The organism is Castellaniella sp. (genome assembly GCF_034675845.1).
Lineage (GTDB): Bacteria > Pseudomonadota > Gammaproteobacteria > Burkholderiales > Burkholderiaceae_B > Castellaniella.
In genome coordinates this window covers 1,866,392-1,887,989 of the sequence record NZ_JAUCCU010000001.1, presented here as the reverse complement: position 1 = coordinate 1,887,989, position 21,598 = coordinate 1,866,392, and the positions used below count along the sequence as shown (strand labels likewise).

The 21,598-nt window shown below is 61.4% G+C and carries 20 protein-coding genes; 7 read left to right on the top strand and 13 right to left on the bottom strand.

The features are described 5' to 3' along the window. Nucleotides 1-15: 15 nt before the first annotated feature. On the top strand, nt 16-555 hold the full coding sequence (locus VDP81_RS09085; RefSeq protein WP_323012106.1) for a cytochrome b: 540 nt from the start codon (nt 16-18) through the stop codon (nt 553-555). Here VDP81_RS09085 and VDP81_RS09080 read toward each other — a convergent pair. Further along, on the bottom strand, nt 550-1,299 hold the full coding sequence (locus tag VDP81_RS09080) for an IclR family transcriptional regulator (protein WP_323012105.1): 750 nt from the start codon (nt 1,297-1,299) through the stop codon (nt 550-552). The two genes, VDP81_RS09085 and VDP81_RS09080, sit on opposite strands and share 6 nt — an antisense overlap. Nucleotides 1,300-1,421: 122 nt before the next feature. Between VDP81_RS09080 and VDP81_RS09075 the strand changes: the two genes are divergently transcribed. Further along, nucleotides 1,422-2,552, top strand: coding sequence for a homogentisate 1,2-dioxygenase (locus VDP81_RS09075; protein ID WP_323012104.1), 1,131 nt, complete (start codon nt 1,422-1,424; stop codon nt 2,550-2,552). A 63-nt stretch (nt 2,553-2,615) separates the two neighbouring features. Here VDP81_RS09075 and maiA read toward each other — a convergent pair whose 3' ends face one another. The 5 genes from maiA to VDP81_RS09050 are packed head-to-tail and all read right to left on the bottom strand — an operon-like array spanning nt 2,616 to nt 7,233. After that, nucleotides 2,616-3,260, bottom strand: a complete 645-nt coding sequence (maiA, locus tag VDP81_RS09070) for a maleylacetoacetate isomerase (RefSeq protein WP_322996014.1) — start codon at nt 3,258-3,260, stop codon at nt 2,616-2,618. Between the two features lie 4 nt (nt 3,261-3,264). Next, complete coding sequence (locus VDP81_RS09065) at nt 3,265-4,284, bottom strand: fumarylacetoacetate hydrolase family protein (protein WP_323012103.1); 1,020 nt, start codon at nt 4,282-4,284, stop codon at nt 3,265-3,267. Between the two features lie 44 nt (nt 4,285-4,328). Further along, complete coding sequence (locus VDP81_RS09060) at nt 4,329-5,309, bottom strand: TRAP transporter substrate-binding protein (RefSeq protein ID WP_323012102.1); 981 nt, start codon at nt 5,307-5,309, stop codon at nt 4,329-4,331. A gap of 53 nt (nt 5,310-5,362) precedes the next feature. Beyond that, nucleotides 5,363-6,640 carry a TRAP transporter large permease subunit gene (locus tag VDP81_RS09055; RefSeq protein WP_323012101.1) on the bottom strand — a complete coding sequence of 426 codons (1,278 nt, stop codon included), beginning with the start codon at nt 6,638-6,640 and terminating at the stop codon, nt 5,363-5,365. Beyond that, entirely contained in the window at nt 6,637-7,233 is a 597-nt protein-coding gene (locus VDP81_RS09050) for a TRAP transporter small permease (protein WP_323012100.1), read from the bottom strand. The genes VDP81_RS09055 and VDP81_RS09050 overlap by 4 nt, the downstream gene beginning before the upstream one ends. 116 nt (nt 7,234-7,349) lie before the next feature. Here VDP81_RS09050 and VDP81_RS09045 point away from each other — a divergent pair, with 116 nt between their 5' ends. Beyond that, entirely contained in the window at nt 7,350-8,255 is a 906-nt protein-coding gene (locus tag VDP81_RS09045; RefSeq protein WP_323012099.1) for a LysR family transcriptional regulator, read from the top strand. 24 nt (nt 8,256-8,279) lie between these two features. Here the strand turns inward: VDP81_RS09045 and glmS are convergent, their stop codons facing one another. Next, nucleotides 8,280-10,112, bottom strand: a complete 1,833-nt coding sequence (gene glmS / locus VDP81_RS09040) for a glutamine--fructose-6-phosphate transaminase (isomerizing) (protein WP_322996008.1) — start codon at nt 10,110-10,112, stop codon at nt 8,280-8,282. A 124-nt stretch (nt 10,113-10,236) separates the two neighbouring features. On the opposite strand from glmS, the gene VDP81_RS09035 reads away from it, so the two are divergent. The 3 genes from VDP81_RS09035 to VDP81_RS09025 all read left to right on the top strand — a co-directional run bounded on the left by VDP81_RS09035 (nt 10,237) and on the right by VDP81_RS09025 (nt 13,906). Beyond that, a complete protein-coding gene (locus tag VDP81_RS09035; RefSeq protein ID WP_323012098.1) occupies nt 10,237-10,704 on the top strand; it encodes an Lrp/AsnC family transcriptional regulator in 468 nt (155 codons plus the stop codon). 283 nt (nt 10,705-10,987) lie between these two features. After that, entirely contained in the window at nt 10,988-12,715 is a 1,728-nt protein-coding gene (locus tag VDP81_RS09030; protein WP_323012097.1) for a DEAD/DEAH box helicase, read from the top strand. Between the two features lie 3 nt (nt 12,716-12,718). Beyond that, nucleotides 12,719-13,906 carry a class I SAM-dependent methyltransferase gene (locus VDP81_RS09025; RefSeq protein ID WP_322996005.1) on the top strand — a complete coding sequence of 396 codons (1,188 nt, stop codon included), beginning with the start codon at nt 12,719-12,721 and terminating at the stop codon, nt 13,904-13,906. Nucleotides 13,907-13,959: 53 nt separating this feature from the next. Here the strand turns inward: VDP81_RS09025 and murI are convergent, their stop codons facing one another. Genes murI through VDP81_RS09010 form a run of 3 tightly spaced genes read right to left on the bottom strand, consistent with a single transcriptional unit; the run spans nt 13,960 to nt 18,136 of the window. Beyond that, complete coding sequence (gene murI / locus VDP81_RS09020) at nt 13,960-14,760, bottom strand: glutamate racemase (protein ID WP_322996004.1); 801 nt, start codon at nt 14,758-14,760, stop codon at nt 13,960-13,962. Between the two features lie 26 nt (nt 14,761-14,786). Beyond that, nucleotides 14,787-16,031 (bottom strand): hypothetical protein, encoded by a 1,245-nt coding sequence (locus VDP81_RS09015; RefSeq protein ID WP_323012096.1) that lies wholly within the window; start codon nt 16,029-16,031, stop codon nt 14,787-14,789. Further along, on the bottom strand, nt 16,028-18,136 hold the full coding sequence (locus VDP81_RS09010) for a transglycosylase SLT domain-containing protein (RefSeq protein ID WP_323012095.1): 2,109 nt from the start codon (nt 18,134-18,136) through the stop codon (nt 16,028-16,030). Before VDP81_RS09010 ends, VDP81_RS09015 begins: the two co-directional genes overlap by 4 nt. Before the next feature lie 26 nt (nt 18,137-18,162). Here VDP81_RS09010 and VDP81_RS09005 point away from each other — a divergent pair, with 26 nt between their 5' ends. Beyond that, nucleotides 18,163-18,792, top strand: coding sequence for a 5-formyltetrahydrofolate cyclo-ligase (locus VDP81_RS09005; protein ID WP_323012094.1), 630 nt, complete (start codon nt 18,163-18,165; stop codon nt 18,790-18,792). Between the two features lie 92 nt (nt 18,793-18,884). Here the strand turns inward: VDP81_RS09005 and metF are convergent, their stop codons facing one another. From metF to ahcY, 3 genes are all read right to left on the bottom strand, one after another. After that, entirely contained in the window at nt 18,885-19,739 is an 855-nt protein-coding gene (gene metF / locus VDP81_RS09000; RefSeq protein ID WP_323012093.1) for a methylenetetrahydrofolate reductase [NAD(P)H], read from the bottom strand. 79 nt (nt 19,740-19,818) lie between these two features. Beyond that, complete coding sequence (locus VDP81_RS08995; protein WP_322996431.1) at nt 19,819-20,163, bottom strand: phage holin family protein; 345 nt, start codon at nt 20,161-20,163, stop codon at nt 19,819-19,821. A gap of 17 nt (nt 20,164-20,180) precedes the next feature. Then, nucleotides 20,181-21,587 (bottom strand): adenosylhomocysteinase, encoded by a 1,407-nt coding sequence (ahcY, locus tag VDP81_RS08990; protein WP_323012092.1) that lies wholly within the window; start codon nt 21,585-21,587, stop codon nt 20,181-20,183. Nucleotides 21,588-21,598: the final 11 nt, after the last annotated feature.

Here is a 21,598-nt window from a genome sequence, read left to right as displayed (position 1 = left end):
TCCAGGAAGACTTTCATGTCCGCACCTAGCCAATATTCCCGCCTGTCCATCGGCCTGCACTGGTTGACCCTGCTCTTGATCATCGTGGTCTATGCCATGGCCGAATTAAAAGGCTTCTTTCCCAAGGACAGCAGCACCCACGCCACCATGAAGATGCTGCATTCTTCCTGCGGGCTGACCATCCTGACACTGACCGCCATCCGGTTGGTGGCCCGTATCTTCCAGCATGCGCCTGCAATCTATCCGGCACCGGCCCCCTGGGAAAACCTGCTGGCGAAGCTCATGCATATAGCGCTGTATGCCATGCTGATCGGCCTGCCCCTGCTGGCCTGGTTTGCCATTAGTGCTTTTGGCGGCAGCCCGAGCATCTGGGGCATTCCGCTGCCGGCCCTGACCACTGAAAACAAGGATCTGGCCACCAGCGTGATCGGTGCCCACAAGCTGATCGCCAACATCGGCTACGGCCTGATTGGCCTGCACGTCCTGGCGGCCCTGAAGCACCACTACATCAGCCGCGACAACACCCTACGCCGCATGCTGCCGGCACGCTCATAATCCCGGACAACCTAGCGTTTCAGATATCCGGCGGGCGGCTTGCCATAATTCGGCAGCGGCCGGACTGTCGGCATCAGCCAGCAGGGATGACGCCGGCCCCACCAGGGTCAAGGCCAGTGCCAGTCGGCCCTGGCCATCAAATACCGGGGCGCTGAGGGCATTGATGCCGGATACGTGCTCGCCCTCGATGGCGGCCAAGCCATCCATGCGAATTTTCTGCTGCATCTCCAGCGGCAGTGGTGCCGATGGGGTGTTTCCCCAGGTGGCGAACACACGCCCGGTGGCCGAGGACTGCAGGCCCAGCACCGCGCCTTCGGCCACACTCACGGACACAGCCCGATCGGGCTGATACACCCGCACGGCAGTCGCCCCCGCCTGCCCCCAAACAGACACAAAGCAGGTCTGGCCCAGCGACTGGGCCAGTTCCCGAGCAGCGTTTCTGGCCAGTTGCAGCGCATCCTGTCGGCTTAGCCAAGTGACGGCCAGTGTCTGCATGGCAGACCCGACGCCATAATTGCCATGAGCATCCTGCTGCACCCAGCCGGCACGCACCAGACTGACCAGATAACGATAAGCCTTGGCGCGGTGCATGCCCGCCTGGCGCGCCAAATCCGACAGCCCGCACGGAGCCTCCTGGCGAGCCAGCAAATCGAACAAGGCCAGCCCGCGTTCCAGGGATTGAATGCCAGGAATTTCAGTCGCGGGGCTCATGCGGATCGGGCGCCCAGCAGAAAAACCCGGCATCCAGAAGCCAGGCCGATCAATCTATCAATAAATATCGTTTGACTCATGAATGTCCCTCATTTAGATTAGAGTTGTTGTTTTCATAACGCCGTTACTCTATTTATAACACCCCGGAGACCTTCATGAAAAAATACATCACCTTTCCAAAAATGGAAGGCGTCTACACCCGCCAGGCACACGCTGACATCCCCGAAGGCCTGTACGAGCGCGAACATGGCCGCAACGGCTTTTTCGGGCCGGCCAGCCATATTCTGCACACCCACAAGCCCACTGGCTGGACGAAATGGGAAGGCCCCCTGGAGCTGACGCTGCTGGACCTGAACCTGATGGACGACAGCGCCCCCTGCCCCTGGAAGGCCCGGCGCTTCATGTCCAATGCCCAGACCCAGGTCTGCTTCTGGAAATTCGACGTATCCATGCCGGACCTGGCCCGCAACGGCGACGGCGACATGATTCTGTTTTTCCACAAGGGCGAAGGCGAATTCTTCTGTGATTATGGCCACATGAGCTATCGCGAGGGCGATTACATCAATATCCCACGCGGCACCAGCTGGCGGCTGGAGACCACCTGCCGCAACGAAGTCCTGACCATCGAAGCCACCGAGGACCTGTTCCTGCTGCCCGAACGCGGCATCCTCGGCCACCATGCACAGTTCGACCTGGCCGTGCTGGATACCCCGAAGATCGACGAGGCTTTCAAAGACCAATACAGCGAAAACGAAACCCGCGTACGCGCCAAACGCAACCAGCAAGTCACCACGGTGACCTTCCCGTACAACTTCCTGGATGCCGCTGGTTGGCATGGCGACTGCGTGCCTGTGAAGCTGAACTGGCGCGACATCCGCGAACTGCTATCCGATCGCTACCACCTGCCGCCCACCGTGCATGCGACCTTCTTGTCCAACCACATCATCGTGTGCACATTCGCCCCGCGCCCCATCGAAAGCGACCCCGGCGCCCTGAAGGTGCCCTTCTATCACAACAATGATGAGTTCGACGAATCGATCTTCTATCACCAGGGGAATTTCTTCAGCCGCGACAACATCAAACCCGGCATGTTCACCCTGCATCCCTCGGGCTTCCATCATGGTCCCCACCCCAAGGCCTACGCCGCTGCTGCCGCCAACAATCAGGGCGAACGCAAGTACACCGACGAGGTCGCCGTGATGATCGACTCGCGCTACCCGCTGGTACTGGACTCCAGCACCGAGAGCGTCAAGGTGCCGGGATATATTGATTCGTGGAAAGAATAAAACGCTGATCCAACAAGCCAGACGCCGCCTGTCATCAGGCGGCGTCTGGCTTGTTGATTGATATCAAGCGGCGTCCGGCTGCTGATCCGGATGGGCCGCCTGAAACGCCGACAGCGTATTGCAATGCGTCGCAATCCGGGCAATCGTCGGCCAGGCAGACACATCAATGTGATAGCGCTTGGCGTTATACACCTGGGGCACCAGGCAGCAATCCGCCAAACCGGGCTGGTCGCCCTGGCAAAACAGCCCGGTCTGCACAGCCTGCAAGCGGGTTTCCAAGGCCTGGAAGCCGGTCAATATCCAATGCCGATACCAGTCGTCACGCGCGGCCTGATCGACCTTCAAGTTGTGAGCCAGCCAGCGCAACACGCGCAGATTATTCAGTGGATGGATATCGCAGGCCACCAACAAGGCCAAGGCCCGCACCCGCGCACGGTCTGCCGGTGCGGCAGGCAGCAGCGCGACCTCGGGGTAAACCTCGTCCAGGTATTCCATGATCGCCAAGGACTGGCTAAGAGTATGGTCATTCTCGCTGAAGGCCGGGACCAGGCCTTCAGGATTGCGGGCCAGATAGGCCGCCCCGAGCTGTTCACCCCCGTCTTTCAGCAGGTGGATCGGGACGACATCATATTCCAGGCCTTTCAGCGCCAGCGCAATTCGCACGCGATACGCCGCAGAACTGCGAAAGTAGGAATAGAGTGTGCGCATGGCTTCAGGCACCCTGGTAGCGCACGACAGTCTGTTCAATGGTGCCGAACAGGTCCTGGCCATGCTCATCAGTCATGCGGATGCGGACCTGATCGCCAAAGCGCATGAAGGGTGTCACAGGTGCCCCTGTTTCGATGGTCTCGTACATTCTGACCTCGGCGATGCAGCAATACCCCACCCCGCCATTGCGGATGCTGGAGCCATGCAGGCCGCCTTGTTTGTTCGACACGGTCCCCGAACCGATAATCGTCCCCGCCGCCAACTGGCGCGTCCGGGCGGCATGGGCGACCAGTTGGGGAAAGCTGAACGTCATGTCCTGACCGGCATTGGGGCAGCCAAACGGCTGCTGATTCAGATCGACCAGCAGGGGCAAGTGGAGTTTGCCGTCGTGCCAGTGCGCACCCAGTTCGTCTGGGGTAATGGCCACCGGTGAAAACGCGCTGGCGGGCTTCGATTGAAAAAACCCGAAGCCTTTGGCCAGTTCGCCCGGAATCAGGCCGCGCAGTGACACATCATTGACCAGCATCAGCAGACGAATCGCGCCTTCTGCCTGCTGGGGATCGGCGCCCATGGGGACATCGCCGGTGATCACCGCGATTTCGGCTTCCATGTCGATGCCCCAGTCTTCGGTGGCCACCACAATCGGGTCGCGCGGGCCAATGAAACTGTCCGAGCCCCCCTGATACATCAGCGGATCACTGAAGAATGATTCCGGCACCTGGCTGTTGCGGGCCTTGCGCACGAGTTCGACGTGGTTGAGATACGCCGAGCCATCGGCCCATTGATAGGCCCGGGGCAGCGGCGAATGGCAGGCAGCCGGATCGAAAGGCTGAGCCCCCTCGTGGGTCCCTGCGTTCAATCGGTCATAGGCGATTTGCAGGGCAGGCTGACATGCATCCCAATCGTCCAGGGCAGCCTGCAAGGTAGGCGCAATATCAGGCACGGCAACGCAGCAGGACAAATCCCGCGAGACCAGAACCAGGCGACCATCGCGGGTCTGGTTTTTCAGGGTGGCAAACTTCATGTCAGACTTTCCATAAAAACTGAGTAGAGGGGGCTGCAGCGGGATTACTTCAGCTGTGCCTGGACTTGTTGGAACAGATCCTCGCCTACTTGCGGCACGAACATATCCCAGACCGGCTGGACGCTTTGCTTCATGCGTTCGCGTTCGGCATCCGAGACCTCGTTGACCTGCATGCCGTTCTTGGCCATTTTTTCCTGAGCCGACTGGGACTGAGCGCGGGCGACCTGACGCTGATACGTCCGGGCTTCGATGGCGGAGTCCTGGATGATTTTCTGCTGCTCGGGGGTGAGCTTGTCCCAGAAGGCCTTGGAGGCCAGGGGGATGAAAGCGCCATAGCTATGGCCCGTCAGGGACAGGTATTTCTGGACTTCATCGAGCTTCAGGGCGGCAATCACGGCATTGGGCGTGCCCTGACCATCAATCGTGTGCGTTTCCAGGGCGGTATAGAGCTCGGGCACGGCCAGCGGGACGGGATTGGCGCCTAGGGCCTTAATGGTTTCCTGGGTGATTTTTGCCTGGATGGAGCGGAATTTCAGGCCATTGAAGTCCTCGACCTTGGCAATCGGGTGCTTGCTGTTGGTGGCATTGAAAAATCCGTTTTCCCAGTAGGCCAGGCCAATCAGGCCGTGTTCTGGCAGGGTTTCCAGCAGACGCTGGCCCACTGGCCCGTCCAGGACTTTTTCAGCCTGTTCGGCGTTTTTGAACAAGAACGGGAAATCCAGGATTTCGTAGGCCTTGACCATGCCGGTCAGGGTCGTGGTCTGGGGAACGGTGAATTCAATCGTGCCGCCTTGCAGGGCCGAGGTGACTTTGACGTCATCGCCCAGCGCGCCGCTGTAATAGGGCTTGATGACGATATCACCATTGCTCTTGTCCTTGACGAGTTCGACGAACTTGGCCACCCCCTGGCCCTGATGGGATTTTTCAGGCAGCGTCACGGCGAATTTTGCCGTGACGGCGGCCCAGCTGGTGCCGGATAATGCGGCGGCCATCAGGCCCACCAGCAAAGTTGTACGGATTTTCATGGTTGTCTCCTGGGATGATGATCGGGGCGACTGCTGCGGCGATTGGCCGGGCATTAACGCCACCATTGGGCTGGCACTGTCACCAATGCCGGGAAAAGAATCAATAAAATCAGCAAGGCCATCAAGGCCAGCAAAAAGGGCATGATCCCGCGCGCTGCCTGCGACAAGGTGACCTTGCCCACCGAACTGACGACGTTCAGGACTACCCCGACCGGCGGGGTGATCATGCCAATCGAGCAGTTCATGATGAAGATCACCCCGAAATACACGGGATCGATATCGGCAGCCCGGACGATGGGCAAAAATACGGGCGTGAAGATCAGCACGATGGGGATGAAGTCCAGCACCATGCCAGCCAGGAACACCACGAACATCATGGCCGCGATCAGGATCATCGGATGCTCGGACAGCCCCTGCAGGCTCTCGCCGACTTGCCCTGAAATATCGGTGATCGTAATCATGTAGGACGCCACCATGGCCAGGGATGCCAGCAACAGGACGACCGAAGTGGTGCGCGCCGTGGACAACAGACATTCGTAGATTTTGGGGCCGTCGAGTTCCCGATACACGACCAGGCCGACAAACAAGGCATAGGCGGCGGCCACCACGGCAGATTCCGTCGGGGTGAAGATCCCGAAGCGCAAGCCACCGATAATGATGACCGGCAGCATCAATGCCCAGCCCCCGCGGCCCAGCAGCCGCAGGCGACGGCCCCAAGGCACCCGGGGAGACACGGCCACCTGCTGGCGCCGTGCCACGATCCACCAGGCAATGATCAGCACCAGACCCATCATGATGCCAGGCACGATGCCGGCCAAAAACAGTCGGGTGATGGATACATTGGCCACCACGCCAAAAATCAAAAAGCCGATGGAAGGCGGGATCACCGGCGCAATAATGCCGCTGGCCGCCATCAGACCGCAGGCCCGGGCAGGGTCATAGCCCGCCTGGCGCATCATCGGCACCAGAATGGCCGCCAGCGCAGCGGTATCGGCCACGGCCGAACCCGACAGGCTGGCCAGCAGAATCCCGGCAAAAATCGCCACATAACCCAAACCGCCACGCAGATGGCCCACAAAGGCACTGGCCATCTCGACGATGCGCTTGGACAACCCCCCCGCATTCATGAACTCGCCTGCCAGAATGAAGAACGGCACGGCCATCAGCACAAAATTATCCGCCCCGGCAATGGCATTTTGCACCACGATCTGGGCATCGAACTGCCCGGTCAGCAGCATCAGCGCCACCCCGGCGAACATCAGGGCAAACGCAATCGGCAGCCCCATCGCAATAAGGCCCAGCAATGAGGTAATAAAGACGATGGCAGTCATGGCCGGTCTCCTGGTCCGGCCGCATGCCGGGCAGGTTTATCACTGGATGAGCGCGCGTCGGCGTCATGCTCCATCCGTTCGGCCAGCGCTTCGATGCGCCCGGACAGGTCCTCGGTCAGGCCTTCGTCCGTCCCCCGGATGGCGCGCCGCAGGTTATTGCACACCGGAAAAATCAGGGCAATCCCGAACACCAGCGCCACCCCATACAGCCAGGCATAGGAAATCCCCATGACCGGATAGCTGTTGCCCAGATTGATCAAGGTCTGATCCCAGCCCCCGACGATGAAGATCGCGCAACCAATCAGGATCAGCACGCCATTACAGATCTGCAGCACCCGGCGCCAGCGAGGGCTGAGTGCCTGCTGGAGAGAATCAAAGCCGATATGAATGCGATACGCAGAGGCCAGCACGGCGCCCAGGAAAATCAGCCACACGAACAACAGGCGGGATAGTTCCTCGGAGATGGCAATGCCGGAGTTAAAGGCATAGCGCAGCACGACATTGCCAAATACCAACACCCCCATGACTGCCAAGCTGATGACAATCAGTATTTCGAACCCCCGGGTGATCAGATGAGCGGCACGATCAAGCATGCTGGTGCCCTGTGTGATATTTTTTATGCATCATTTGTCTCCTTGTGCCAGTCATTAGAAGCGGTTTCCAGCTATCATACAAACAGTTTTTTACCATTGATTCATAAGGAATTGTGATGGATGTGACCTTGCGCCAGTTGCGCGCCTTTGTGGCATTGGCCCGTACCGGCGGCTTCACACGGGCAGCCGAATCCCTGCACATCACGCAATCCGCCCTCAGCGGGCTGATCAAAGAGCTTGAAACCCAACTGGGCGTCCGGCTGGTGGACCGCAGCACGCGGCGCATTCAGCTCTCGGAGGTAGGCCGTGAATTTCATTCGGTGGCCACGCGGGTGCTGCGCGACCTGGACGGTGCGCTGGATAATATTGACAACCTGAAGCGCCTGCGCCGAGGCATTGTCCGCATTGCCGCCCCCCAGTTGATGGCCAGCACGCTGATCCCGGAGGTCATCGCCGGCTTTCGGCAGGCACATCCCGACATCCAGATCCATCTGATGGATTGCGCCGTCGAAAGCGCCATTGCACAGGCCGTGCGCGGCGAGGTCGATATCAGCATCGGTCCGTCCCGCGAAGGGCTATCGGACGTGGTCGCCGATCCGCTGTTCGATCTGCCGTTCATGGCAGTCTTCCCGCCGGGGCACCCCTTGGACAGCCTGAAAAGAATCGGCTGGGCCGACCTGATGCGCCATCCGGTGATCGTGCTGCAGGGGCAATTCACGGATCAACTGGCGATAGACCTGCAGAAGCAGTCCTCGATCACCCCCGTGCGGCCCAGCCACGAGGTGACTTTCATGAGCACGGCCCTGAGCATGGTGAATGCAGGCCTGGGCGTGACCGCCGGCCTGCCCTATGCCCAGCATCTGGTGGACCTGTACGGCCTGCGCATGCGGCTGCTGCACGACCCGGAAATCCGTCGGCAGTTTTTCATCTACAGCCGTCAGCACGCCAGCCTGTCGCCAGCCGCCGAGGCCTTTGTGCAATACCTGCACGAGCACGTCGGCCAGCGCGAATGGGGGATCTAGTCGGCGCGGCCAGCCCCCCTGGACTTATTCCACCGTCACGCTTTTGGCCAGATTGCGCGGCTTGTCCACATCGGTCCCCCGCACGCAGGCGGTATGGTAGGCCAGCAATTGCAAGGGAATGGTGTGCACAATGGGGGATAGCTTGCCGTAGTGCTCGGGCATACGGATCACATGCATGCCCGGAGTCGCCGTGATCTGGGAATCAGCATCGGCAAAGACGTAGAGTTCGCCCCCTCGGGCGCGCACTTCCTGCATATTGGATTTCAGTTTTTCCAATAGCTCATCGTGCGGCGCCACCGTCACCACCGGCATGGCGTCCGTCACCAGTGCCAGCGGGCCGTGTTTCAGTTCGCCGGCGGGATAGGCCTCGGCGTGGATATAGCTGATTTCCTTCAGCTTCAGGGCGCCTTCGAGGGCGATGGGGTAATGCATCCCACGCCCCAGGAACAAGGCGTTTTCCTTGCTGGCGAAGCGCTCGGCCCAGGCAATGATCTGGGGTTCCAGCGCAAGCACCGCAGCAATCGCAGACGGCAAGTGGCGCAAGGCCTTGATGGCCTGCTGCTCGGCGGCATCGTCCAGTCGGCCCCGGGACTGCGCCAGGGTCAGGGTCAATAGATACAGGGCGGTCAACTGGGTGGTGAACGCTTTGGTGGAGGCCACGCCGATTTCGACCCCGGCCCGGGTGATGAAAGCCAATTTGCATTCACGCACCATGGCGCTGGTCGCGACATTGCAGATGGTCAGGGTATGTTCCATGCCCAGGCGGCGGGCGTGCTTCAAGGCGGCCAGGGTATCGGCGGTCTCGCCGGACTGCGAGATGGTGACCACCAGCGTGCGCGGATCGGGGACGCTGGTGCGGTAGCGATATTCGCTGGCGATTTCCACATTGACCGGAATGCCGGCCAGGGATTCGATCCAATAGCGCGCGGTCAGGCCCGCGTAGTAGCTGGTGCCGCAAGCCAGGATCAACACCCGATCAATCGCCTTGAAGGCTGCGTACGCACCGTCGCCAAAGAGTTCCGGCATGATGGCGTCGATCCCCTGCAGGGTATCGCCCACCGCACGCGGCTGTTCGAAGATTTCTTTTTGCATGAAGTGGCGATAGGGGCCGAGTTCGGCCTCGCCGGTATGCGCCTGGACGGTATGCACGGGGCGGTCCACCGGATTGCCTTGGGCATCGCTGACCCAGACGCGCGCGAGCTGGAGATCCACCACATCGCCGTCCTCCAGGTACATGATCTGGTCAGTGGTGCCTGCCAGCGCCAGGGCATCCGATGCCAGATAATTGCCCTGATCGCTGCAGCCCACCACCAGGGGCGAGCCCTGGCGCGCACCCACCACGCGATGGGGTTCCTGGGCGCAAAACACGGCAATGGCATAGGCGCCATCCAGACGTCGAACGGCTTGCTGCACGGCAGCCAGCAAATCCCCGTCGTATAGATGGTCTACCAAGTGGGCAATGACCTCGGTATCGGTCTGGCTATGGAACACGTAGCCGAGCGCCTGCAGCTCGGCACGCAAGACATCATGGTTTTCAATGATGCCGTTATGCACCAGCGCAATGCGCGGCGAACCGGATTCCGGGCCGGAAAAATGCGGGTGGGCATTATGGGTGACCGGCGCACCATGCGTCGCCCAACGCGTATGGGCAATGCCGGTCAGGCCCTGGACCTGATCATGATCCACCTGGGCAATGAGTTCGGCCACCCGCTGGGTGCTGCGCACGCGCTGCAGGCCGGTCCCCGTGTGTACGGCCACCCCGCAGGAGTCGTATCCGCGATATTCCAGACGGCGCAGGCCTTCCAGCATGATAGGAACAATGTTGTGACGCGCCACTGCGCCGACGATACCGCACATAGAGAAGCTCCTGGCTTGGACTGATTTTTAGTATTGTGTCCCGAATCAGAAGAAATAAGATTTCATTTTATAAGTTCTTATGAATTATAATTTCATTACTCAATATAAATGAAATAATATTTCAATGACTGAGCTGGACGACCTGGATTTGCGCATCCTGAATCAACTGCAGCATGACTGCGCCATCAGCAATCAGGACCTGGCCGCACGCGTGCATGCCTCGCCCCCGACATGCCTGCGCCGGGTACGCAAACTGGTGCAATCCGGTCACATCCAGCGCCGCGTCGCCATTCTGGACCCTGCCTTGATGGGCACAGGGCTGACCGCCATCATCGAGGTCTCGCTGGATGGCCAGGGCGCTGCCCAGGCCGATGCCTTCGAGGCCAAGCTGCTGGCCGAGCCCGCCATCCGGCAGTGCTATCGGGTCAGCAGCGGCCCCGACTTCGTTCTGATCGCCCAGGTAGCCGACATGGCGGCCTATCAGGCGTTGGCGCTGCGCTGCCTGACCGGAGATCCCCGAGTCCGCAACGTCCGCAGCTTTTTCGCCACAGATTGCCGTAAATTCGACACAAGCATTGAAATTACTCGCTAAGGGTTAATCCCTATGATATAGTCTTGGATTGCTTGTTTTCTGACCTCCTGACCTTGGTTTGGCGTCTGGTGATCCCGATATACGCTGTTTTCAATAACGCGATGGACCACCCAAGGCAACATGGTTTTCACCATGCTTTTGCCCACACGATGCGCTATTTGGGTTGATCCGGTCGGCACATGCGACTGACTTGCGCGGCAGACATCCGCAGCAATAACCCGACGGGGCCATTTTCAGCGCCCCGCAGCACATCGTCCGCACTCTATGCGGGCCAAGGAAACTCATGTCTTTCGACTCTCTGGGGCTCGACCCCAAGCTCGTGTCCGCCCTTAACGAACAGGGCATTGCCACGCCAACTGCGGTGCAGTCTGCCGCCATCCCCAAAGCGCTGGCAGGCCACGACCTGATGGTGTCATCCCAGACCGGCAGCGGCAAGACCGCCGCCTTCATGCTGCCCTCATTGCAGCATCTCAGCCACAGCACCGGCCCCGGCGGCCGTGGGGTACAGGTGCTGGTGCTGACCCCCACCCGCGAACTGGCCATGCAGGTGGCTGATGCCGCCCGCGCCTATGGCAAGAAATTGGACGGCCTGCGCGTCGCCACCGTGGTCGGCGGCATGCCTTACGGTGCCCAACTCAAATCCCTGGCCAAGCGCGTCGACGTGCTGGTCGCCACCCCAGGCCGTCTGCTTGATCACCTGCAGGCACGCCGCGTCAACCTGTCCACGGTACAGACCCTGGTGCTGGACGAAGCCGATCGCATGCTGGACATGGGCTTCATCGAAGACATCGAGACGATTGTCGGCGCCACCCCGAATGACCGCCAGACGCTGCTGTTCTCGGCCACGCTGGATGGCACGGTGGCAAAGCTGGCCGCCAATCTGATGCATGATCCTGAGCGCATCGAGATCGCGGCACCCCACCAAAAACACAGCAATATCACACAGCATCTGCTGTACGCCGATGATCGCGCCCACAAACTGCGCCTGTTGGACCACCTGCTGCGTGACACCAGCCTGGATCAGGCCATTGTCTTCACCGCCACAAAACGCGGCGCCGACGATCTGGCCGAACATCTGTCCGAAGAAGGCTTTTCCGCTGCCGCCCTGCATGGCGACATGAACCAACGCCAACGCACCCGCACTTTGGGTCTGGTACAAAATGGCCGGGTCCGCGTGCTGGTCGCCACCGACGTTGCCGCTCGCGGTATCGACGTGCAAACCATCACCCATGCCGTCAACTACGACCTGCCCATGCAGGCCGAAGACTACGTGCACCGGATTGGCCGCACGGGTCGCGCCGGACGTGATGGCCAGGCCATCACCCTGGCGGTCGCCTCCGAACGCCACAAGATCCGTCGCATCGAACAATTCATCGGTCAGTCCATCCCCACCGACATCATCCCCGGCCTGGAGCCGCGCCAATCCGTGCGCCCCACCTGGAAAGACCGTCCTACCCATAAGCCAGCACACGGCAAACCGGGTGGCGGATACCAAGGCCGCAAGCCAGCGGCCTGGCAGCAAGACCGTGACGCCTCTGCGGGTGGTGCCAAGCCCTGGCACAAGGACCGTGACGCCTCTGCCGGTGGCGCCAAGCCTTGGCATAAGGACCGCGACGCCTCTGCCGGTGGCGCCAAGCCCTGGCATAAGGAACGCGACGCCTCTGCCGGTGGCGCCAAGCCTTGGCATAAGGACCGCGACGCTTCTGCCGGTGGCGCCAAACCCTGGCATAAGGAACGCGAAGGTTTCGCAGGTGCTCCTCGCAAGCCCTGGGAAGCCCGCACCGATGACGGCGGCGATACGCGCCCGGCACGTAGCCGCCCAGCACATCGCAGCGAATTCGGCGCAAGCGACGCTGCCCGCGCTGGTCATTCCCGCCGCCAAGACAGCCGTTCGGGCCCAGGCAAGTTCGCCCCGCGTGCAGACAGCAAAGCGGGCGCCAAGCCCGGCTTCAAGCGCCAAGCCCGGCCAGAGCACAGCACTCAAGCCGCCCCGCGCCCCCGCTTTGCCTAAGTAATGATCGCCCCGCCTGCCGTCCAGATCCCGGCTGGCCTGCCCACGCCTGACGCAGACGCCTGTGTTCATGGCGCCCGCGTGCAGGCCATGCTGCTGGACCGCATCCGGGATGCAGGCGGCTGGCTGTCTTTTGAAGCCTGGATGCAGGCAGCCCTGTACGAGCCCGGCCTGGGCTATTACAGCGCGGGCAGCATCAAGTTTCATCGGGATGGCGACTTCACCACCGCCCCGGAAATCAGCCCGCTGTTTGGCCAATCCCTGGCCCCCCAAATAGCACAGATCCTGCAAGCCAGCCACAGCAATACGGTACTGGAATTCGGTGCTGGATCAGGCGCATTGGCTGCCGCATTGATCCCAGCCCTGCAAGCACTGGGTCATCAGGTGGACTATCAGATTCTGGAATTATCGGCCGATCTGCGTGCCCGCCAACAGACCCGGCTCGCCCCATGGGGCAGCCAGGTGCAATGGCTGGATCAGACACCCGCCAATTTCAACGGATGCGTGCTGGCCAATGAAGTGCTGGATGCCATGCCCGCCACGCTGTTTTGCTGGGATGAATCTGGCACTCCCCACGTGCTGGGCGTGACCGCCAACACACAGGTGGACAATACCCCCGATATCCCCTTTGCCTGGGCACTGCGCCCGGCATCTGCGGATACTGCCGATCTGATTGCAGCCCGCATGCCCGCCTTGCCGGGCTATCAATCGGAAATCAATCTGCAAGCCGAAGCCTGGGTTCGCGACCTGGGCCACTGGCTGCAATGCGGTGCGGCTTTGCTGATCGATTATGGCTTTCCCCAGGCCGAGTTCTATCATCCCCAGCGCATACAAGGCACGTTAATGTGCCATTTCCGCCATCACGCACACGACCAGGCACTGATCCTGGCCGGACTGCAAGACATCACCACCCACGTAGACTTCACCGCCATGGCCGATGCTGCCCTGGACGGCGGCTTGGACGTGCTGGGCTATGCCACTCAGGCACGATTTCTGATGAATACGGGACTGATGAACCTGATTCACGCCCCTGGCGAGCAAACCGCCGAACGGGCGCAGCAACTGACTGCCTTGAATACTCTGCTCTCCGAAGCCGAAATGGGCGAGCTCTTCAAGGTGCTGGCCATTGGCCGCGACATCGATGGCCCCCTGCTGGGCTTTACACGCGGCGACCGCCGGGATAGCCTGTAGTCCGACGACAGGCCCGCAGGCCCAGGGCACGACAAAACACCCTGGATATCCATTCAATCGACCACCAGCCCAAAGCTGTTCATCAGGCGGCGCGTCAAAAAATCCGGCGTCCCCTGGGTAAACAGTGCGCGGTCAGGCGTCTGCGGATGCAGCGCCTGACCATCCAGCGGCAGCAGGCTGCGCGCATGCCGCGCAATGGCCTCGGCAGGGTCCAGCCAATCCACCGGCCAAGGGGCCAGGCGTCGAAATACATTGGCCAGAAATGGATAGTGCGTACACCCCAGCACCACGATATCGGTACGGGCGTCGCCATCACAGACAAAACAATCGTTGATCTCGGCACCGATTTCCGCATCGGAAATCGGCAGGCCGCGCATATAGGATTCGGCCATGCCCGCCAAGCGATCCGAGCCGACCAACTGCACCCGGCAACGCGCGGCAAAGGATCGGATCAGGCTTCGGGTATAGTCGCGCTGCACCGTTCCGGGGGTAGCCAGCACCGACACCAGACCCGAACGCGTCCGTTCAGCAGCAGGCTTGATGGCAGGCACAGTCCCGACAAACGGTACCTGCGGATAGGCCGCACGCAACGCCCCCCCCGCAATGGTAAAGGCCGTATTGCAGGCCACGATGCACAGCGCAGGCGCGTGATCCTGCAGCAGACGCCCCAGTAATTCCAGCAGATGTTCGCATAGTGCGTCTTCCGCCCAGCTGCCATAGGGGAAAGCCGCATCATCGGCAACATAGACGAATCGACGCTCCGGCATCAGAACCCGGGCTTCACGCAGGACGGTCAAGCCTCCGATGCCGGAATCAAAAACCAGGACGGGCTTGTCCTCGAGGGTGGCGGGCATAGTCAAAGTAGGATCACCAGAAGCGATCAAGCTGGGGCAGAAATGCCCCCTGGAAGAGATAATACGCGCAAGCGTGCCTGGCGCAGGCCCTCGCGGATACGAACGGCATCGCCGCCTGCCTCGCGGGCGATTGCCCCGGCATCGATCGAACGCACTGCCTGCAGGCGGTGCTCCCAGACGGCAATATCCACCCCCCGGATCACACAGGCGGCGGCAGCCAGCAAGGTCAGACAACGATCGGGGCGGCGCATGGCATCACAGGATTCGAACAAGGCCAGCCAGGCCTGCGGACCAGCAACCACAATCGGACTGGCTGCAGTCGCTGCGGAAAAAGCGCCAGCTTCCGTCAGGCCAAAGGCCGCCGCCATCAACGGATCATCTGCCACGACCATCAGGCCCAGCTGTGCCAGCATCCCAGGCAGCAAGCGCGCCAAATCCCGGCAAGCAGCGGGTGCGCGCAGATGATCCTGCAGATCCGGCGTGGAGGCGCGACACAAGAGGGCATAACGCTGCGCCAGGGACAGGCCCCGCGCTGCCGCCCGCGCCAAGCCCACCGCCACGGAAGCATCCCAGACCAGACCAGGGGCGACCCGGGCCAGCGCCCCACAGTCGGACAATACATCCAGCATGCGACCAGGGCGCGGCGTCATCAGGCCTTTGGCAAATTCCTGCCAGACGCGCTCCGGCACCAGCGCATCGACCTCGCCATCCCGCACCAGAGCCTGACACAAGGCCAGCGTTTCCGGCGCAATGGAAAAGTCGGCAAAGCGGGCGGCAAAACGCGCCAGCCGCAGCAAGCGCACCGGGTCCTCGGTAAATGCAGGCCCGACATGCCGCAAGACCCTGGCCTGCACATCCTGGCCCCCCCCCAACGGATCTACCAACCGGCCATCGGGCGTCTGGGCGATGGCATTGACGGTCAGATCGCGCCGCTGCAGATCATCTGCCAGCGTGACATCCTGTCCCGCATGAAAGACAAAGCCATGGTAGCCTCGGCCCGACTTGCGTTCGGTGCGGGCCAAGGCGTATTCCTCGTGGGTGCGCGGATGCAGAAACACGGGAAAATCCCCGCCCACCGGGGTAAAGCCCCGGCCCGCCATGATTTCCGGCGTAGCCCCCACCACCACCCAATCCCGATCCCCCGCAGGCAAGCCCAACAACTGGTCGCGCACGGCGCCGCCGACCAGGTAGACCTCCAGACCAGCAATGGCAGGGTCCTGGGGGTCAAATCCCCGATCAGGCGCTGGCGGCAGACTGGCGGCATCCGTCATGGATTGACCATGCCCAGGCGGGCCTTCAGGGATTCAGGCCGACCATTGAACAGCATGGAATACCAGACGGCATTGGACATGACGTTTTTAACGTACAAGCGCGTTTCGGTAAACGGGATGGTCTCGGCAAAAATCGCACCCTCGACGGGTGCCTGCAGCTGGGAACGCCAGCGCTTTGGACGGCCCGGCCCGGCGTTATACCCGGCTGTGGCCAGCAGTTGTGATCCCCCCAAGCCCTGCAGCACCATGTCCATATAGCTGGTGCCCAGCACCGTATTGGTATCAAAATCGTTGACCTGACTAGGCTTGAAGTCCTTCATGCCGATTTTTTTGGCTACGTGCTTAGCCGTGGCCGGCATCAGCTGCATCAGGCCCGACGCCCCGACGCGCGAGCGGGCATCCGTGATGAACCGCGATTCCTGACGGATCAGGCCATACACCCAGGCCGGGTCCAGATTGATTTGCCGCGCCTGGGCCGCCACCCGGCCCTCGAAGGGAGCGATAAAACGCTGGCTGAAGTCGATCTCGTTTTTGGTCAGCAAGGAGGTATTCACCACCCTATCGTAGATATGCTCGTTGCGGGCGAACTCGGCCGCCCCACGCAGTTGGGTATCCGACATGCCGCGCAAGGCAAAACTCCACTCGGGTACGGCCTCGCGTCGCCAGCCCTGATCAAACAGGGCCACCGCCCGCTGTAGTCCCGGATTGCTGCGGGCCTGAGCCACCCAGGCGGGGTCCAGGGGCGCCGGCTGGGGCGGCAAGCTAGGCAGACCGCCCAGTTCTTCAGCGGCAAGCTGGCCATAGAAACCCAGATCCGAGCGGATGGACTGGAAATACTGCTGGGCGGCCTTGCCGTTGCCCTGGGCCGCCAGCGCACGCCCATACCAGTAGCGCCAAACAGGCTCATCGGCCTGGAGCGAGGTCATTTTGCGGATGGCATCGGCCACCCGATTCCACTGAATCGGGGCGGCACGCAATTCGGCACGCACCTGCCAGGCATGGTTGTAATCCGTCATGGGAACAGGGCCTGACTGACGATACCAGCGCGCAGCATCGGGGGCCACATTCAGGGCTGCCACCAGGCCAAACTGGCCCCAGACCCATTCCATGTCGGCTTTCGGCATGCGGGCAGCCCATTGATCCTGCACATATTTGGCGGCTTCGAGGCGGTCATCGCTGCGCGCCAGACGCGACAAGGCAATGGCGGCTAGTTCGGTATCCGTGCCAGGACGTGGCTGGCTGCGGGATTCCAGCCATTTGCGCGGGTTCTTCATGAGGGCCGCAAACTGCACCATGGCATCATCATCGAACACCACTGCCGCCATGCGATTGATCTCGTTGGCGCGACCGGACTCCATGGTATTGCGCAACAGTGCGTTGAGTTCGTTGCGGCTGAGCACATGGTCGTTGGCAGCCTGGTCCAGCAGCCCCCAGCAATCGGGATTGGGCGCGAAGGCATCGATGACCTCAACGGCCTTGACGCGCTTATCGGCCATGTGCCGCGCCAGCAGCAAGGCGCACTGCAGGGATGATGACGGACGGGATGGGACGGCGATCCGCCGGGCCTGTTCGTAGTTGCCCGCCCGCACCAGCGCGATAATCCAATCAGCGCGCAGACGATCTTCCAGATAGGTGCCCGGATTATCCACCAGGAACTGCCGCACCTCGGCATCGGGCACCGGCAAAGTGCGGTTCTGTACCTGGTTGCGCAGCAACCAATAGCGCGGATACTGACCCAGCACAGGGTCTGCTGCCGCCACAGGCACCAGACGCGCCAGATCGCCCCAGCGCCGTTTCTGCACAGCATCGTAGGCGTCAACCACGGCTTGCCTGGCGGCCGGCGGCACCACGGGCGGCACGTAGGTCGGGACATCCGGCGCGATTACTCCGGCATTGGCATTGGCCTTGGCAAGCACCTGGCTGACCGGCACAGCAGCCTCGCCGGCTTGCGTCTCGGCATCGGAGGGCGCCCGCGCCGCCGCACAGCCCGCCAGGCCCAGCGCCGCCACCAACCCCCAAGCCAGTACCCGTCCGCGCAGCAACAATGCTTCTGCCCGGCGACCCTGACCAGGCACAGCCGTATCCCGTAGAATGTCCAAGCCCATCTAGCTACCCCACCAGCACATACGATATGAATAAGAACGCACAGGATAACGCAGTCGCCCTGCGCAAGCGACTGAAACAAGGCCGCCAGGCTCTGACCACCACCGAACGCAGCCGCGGCGCCCTATTGATCCGTGGACGCCTGTATACCTGGCTGGCCAGCCAGCGTACCCGCCTGCTTGAGGCCGGGCGCCCCGACATCCGCCATATTGCGGCATTCTGGTCCATGCCCGACGAACCCGCGCTGCAGCCCTTGCTGCACCAATGGGCCGACGACGAAACCCTGAGCGTCTCCCTGCCCGTCGTCACTGCCCCGGATACGGCCCTGAGCTTCCGATTGTGGACGCCGGATACCGACATGCGGGCCGGCGCCTATGGCATCCAGGAATCCTGCGGCCCTGCTGCCCCATTGCCCGATGTGGTGCTAGTGCCCACCCTGGGCTACACCCGCCACGGCGACCGCCTGGGTTATGGCGGCGGCTACTATGACCGCACCCTGGCCGCCCTGCGGGCCAGCGGCCATACTTTCACCGCCATCGGCATCGCCTGGGCCACCGGAGACATCAGTGCCGAACCCTACAGCCCGGCGTCCCACGACATCCCGCTGGATGGCATCCTGACCGACAAGGGCTGGCCTGTTCCCGCGCCAGACCTGTAATTCTCCGCGCCGGATCTGTCATCAATCCCCGAAATCCTGCGCACGCTTTTTTTACAGCGCGTACACAGCCGACGATCCGGTGCAAGCTCAGCTCAACTCAGGTTCAGGTTCTCGGCAATCTGCACCACGGCATCGGCATGATTCAAGGTATAGAAATGCAGACCCGGCGCACCGTTTTCCAGCAGGCGCGCGCACAACCGCGTGATCACATCCATCCCAAAAGCGCGGATGGAGGCTTTGTCATCGCCGAAATCCTGTAGCCGCAAACGCACCCAGCGCGGGATCTCGGACCCGCACATGGATGAAAACCGCGCCAACTGGGTGTAATTGGTGATCGGCATGATGCCCGGCGTGATCGGGATGTCCACGCCCTTGGCCAGTGCCCGATCCACAAAATCAAAATAGGCATCCGGATTGAAGAAATACTGCGTAATCGCGGCATCGGCACCAGCCTGCACTTTTTGGACGAAATACTGCAGATCCCGATCTGCGCTCTCGGCCTGTGGGTGCATTTCCGGATAGGCGGCGACCTCGATGTGAAAGGCATCGCCGTACTGCTCGCGAATAAAGCGCACGAGTTCGCTGGCATAGTGCAGATCGCCGGTATCGCCACCCATCCCGGACGGCAAGTCGCCACGCAGCGCAACCAAACGGCGGATGCCTCGATCACGGTAATCGTCCAGGATGACACGCAAATCATCCCGGGTGGCCCCGATGCAAGACAAGTGCGGGGCAACATCCGTGCCCAGGTTGCGCAGCATCTGCACCGTATCCACGGTGCCGGCACGGGTTGATCCCCCGGCCCCGAAAGTGACACTGACATACGCTGGATTCAGGGCCGCCAGACGTTTCGCCGAGCGCACCAGACGTTCCTGGGCCGCGATATCGCGGGGGGGAAAATACTCCAGACTAAGGACCGAGGTCCGAGAGGGGGCTATGTTTGGCATGATATCCAGAGAAAATCAGCCCCGCAGACGGGGCTGGAAATACAAAAATCAGCGCGGCTGGTGCCTTGCAGACAGGCAATCAGACCGAAGGCAGCAGCAGGCTGGCCAGCGCCCCCGACACCAGGCTGTAAATGATGGCACCGATCACGGCCCACCAGAACCCTTCCACCTGGAAACCCTTGAGGATAGAACCCGCCCACCAGAACACCAAGGCATTGAGCACCAGCAGGAACAGCCCCAGGGTGACCACGGTCAACGGCAAGGTCAGCAGAATCAAGAGGGGCTTGACCACGGTGTTGAGCAAGCCCAGCACCAAGGCGGCAATCAGGGCCGACCCAAAGGACGCCACCGTAATGCCGGGCAGCAGATAGGCCACAACCAGCAAGGCCACGGCGTTCAGAATCCAAACGAGCAATAGCATGATGACGTCCTTTAAGGTGATTAATAGCGGTAATGATCCGACTTAAAGGGCCCCTGCTGGGGCACACCGATATAGTCGGCCTGTTTTTGTGACAGCGTGGACAGGTTCACACCCAACTTTTTGAGGTGCAGGCGGGCGACCTTTTCGTCCAGGTGCTTAGGCAGCACATACACCTGACCAGTCTGGTAATGATCGCCCCGCGTAAAGAGTTCGATCTGGGCGATGGTCTGATTGGTGAACGATGCCGACATCACAAACGACGGGTGACCCGTGGCGCAGCCCAGATTGACCAGGCGGCCCTTGGCCAGCAAGATGACGCGCTTGCCATCAGGGAAAATGATGTGATCGACCTGGGGCTTGATTTCTTCCCATTGCAGGTCTTCCACCGAAGCCACGTTGATTTCGCTGTCGAAGTGACCAATATTGCAGACGATGGCCTGGTCCTTCATGCGGTACAGGTGGTCGCGGTCGATGACATGGTAGTTGCCGGTGGCCGTGACGAAAATATCCGCCTGCTCGACGACATCGGGGTCGTTCAGGTCAACGACCCGGTAGCCTTCCATGGATGCCTGCAGGGCGCAAATGGGGTCGACTTCGGTGACCCAGACCTGCGCGCGCAGGGCGGCCAGGGCCTGGGCACAACCCTTGCCCACGTCGCCAAAGCCGCAGACGATGGCGACTTTCCCTGCCACCATGACGTCGGTGGCGCGCTTGATGCCATCGACCAGGGATTCGCGGCAGCCGTACAAGTTGTCGAACTTGGACTTGGTGACCGAATCATTGACGTTGATGGCGGAGATCTTGAGTTCGCCGCGCTGCGACATCTGATACAGGCGGTGCACCCCAGTCGTGGTTTCCTCGGTCACGCCCCGGATCTGTGCCAGACGCGTGGAATACCAGGTGGGGTCTTGGGCCAGTTGGGCTTTGATCGCGGCAAACAGCACGCGTTCTTCTTCGTTGTCAGGCTGGCTGATCACCGAAGCATCGGTCTCGGCCCTGGCACCCAGGTGCAACAACAAGGTGGCATCGCCGCCATCGTCCAGAATCATATTGGCCTGTTCGCCTGGCCAATCGAAGATGCGATGCGTGTATTGCCAGTAGTCCTCCAGGGATTCGCCCTTGACGGCAAATACCGGTGTGCCGCCAGCCGCAATGGCTGCCGCCGCATGGTCCTGGGTGGAAAAGATATTGCATGAAGCCCAACGAACCTCGGCCCCCAGTGCCGTCAGGGTTTCGATCAGGACTGCTGTCTGGATGGTCATGTGCAGGCTGCCTGCAATGCGGGCGCCCTTGAGGGGCTGGGCAGCGGCGAATTCTTCGCGCGTCGCCATCAGACCCGGCATTTCGGTTTCGGCAATGGCGAGTTCGCGGCGGCCCCAATCGGCCAGGGAGATGTCGGCGATGACGTAGTCGTGTGCAGTGCTCATACTGATCCTGT

Coding starts and splice junctions, on each gene's coding strand:
- VDP81_RS09085 (WP_323012106.1), top strand. CDS start 16: ATGTCCGCACCTAGCCAATATTCCCGCCTGTCCATCGGCCTGCACTGG.
- VDP81_RS09080 (WP_323012105.1), bottom strand. CDS start 1,299: ATGCCGGGTTTTTCTGCTGGGCGCCCGATCCGCATGAGCCCCGCGACT.
- VDP81_RS09075 (WP_323012104.1), top strand. CDS start 1,422: ATGAAAAAATACATCACCTTTCCAAAAATGGAAGGCGTCTACACCCGC.
- maiA (WP_322996014.1), bottom strand. CDS start 3,260: ATGCGCACACTCTATTCCTACTTTCGCAGTTCTGCGGCGTATCGCGTG.
- VDP81_RS09065 (WP_323012103.1), bottom strand. CDS start 4,284: ATGAAGTTTGCCACCCTGAAAAACCAGACCCGCGATGGTCGCCTGGTT.
- VDP81_RS09060 (WP_323012102.1), bottom strand. CDS start 5,309: ATGAAAATCCGTACAACTTTGCTGGTGGGCCTGATGGCCGCCGCATTA.
- VDP81_RS09055 (WP_323012101.1), bottom strand. CDS start 6,640: ATGACTGCCATCGTCTTTATTACCTCATTGCTGGGCCTTATTGCGATG.
- VDP81_RS09050 (WP_323012100.1), bottom strand. CDS start 7,233: ATGCTTGATCGTGCCGCTCATCTGATCACCCGGGGGTTCGAAATACTG.
- VDP81_RS09045 (WP_323012099.1), top strand. CDS start 7,350: ATGGATGTGACCTTGCGCCAGTTGCGCGCCTTTGTGGCATTGGCCCGT.
- glmS (WP_322996008.1), bottom strand. CDS start 10,112: ATGTGCGGTATCGTCGGCGCAGTGGCGCGTCACAACATTGTTCCTATC.
- VDP81_RS09035 (WP_323012098.1), top strand. CDS start 10,237: ATGACTGAGCTGGACGACCTGGATTTGCGCATCCTGAATCAACTGCAG.
- VDP81_RS09030 (WP_323012097.1), top strand. CDS start 10,988: ATGTCTTTCGACTCTCTGGGGCTCGACCCCAAGCTCGTGTCCGCCCTT.
- VDP81_RS09025 (WP_322996005.1), top strand. CDS start 12,719: ATGATCGCCCCGCCTGCCGTCCAGATCCCGGCTGGCCTGCCCACGCCT.
- murI (WP_322996004.1), bottom strand. CDS start 14,760: ATGCCCGCCACCCTCGAGGACAAGCCCGTCCTGGTTTTTGATTCCGGC.
- VDP81_RS09015 (WP_323012096.1), bottom strand. CDS start 16,031: ATGACGGATGCCGCCAGTCTGCCGCCAGCGCCTGATCGGGGATTTGAC.
- VDP81_RS09010 (WP_323012095.1), bottom strand. CDS start 18,136: ATGGGCTTGGACATTCTACGGGATACGGCTGTGCCTGGTCAGGGTCGC.
- VDP81_RS09005 (WP_323012094.1), top strand. CDS start 18,163: ATGAATAAGAACGCACAGGATAACGCAGTCGCCCTGCGCAAGCGACTG.
- metF (WP_323012093.1), bottom strand. CDS start 19,739: ATGCCAAACATAGCCCCCTCTCGGACCTCGGTCCTTAGTCTGGAGTAT.
- ahcY (WP_323012092.1), bottom strand. CDS start 21,587: ATGAGCACTGCACACGACTACGTCATCGCCGACATCTCCCTGGCCGAT.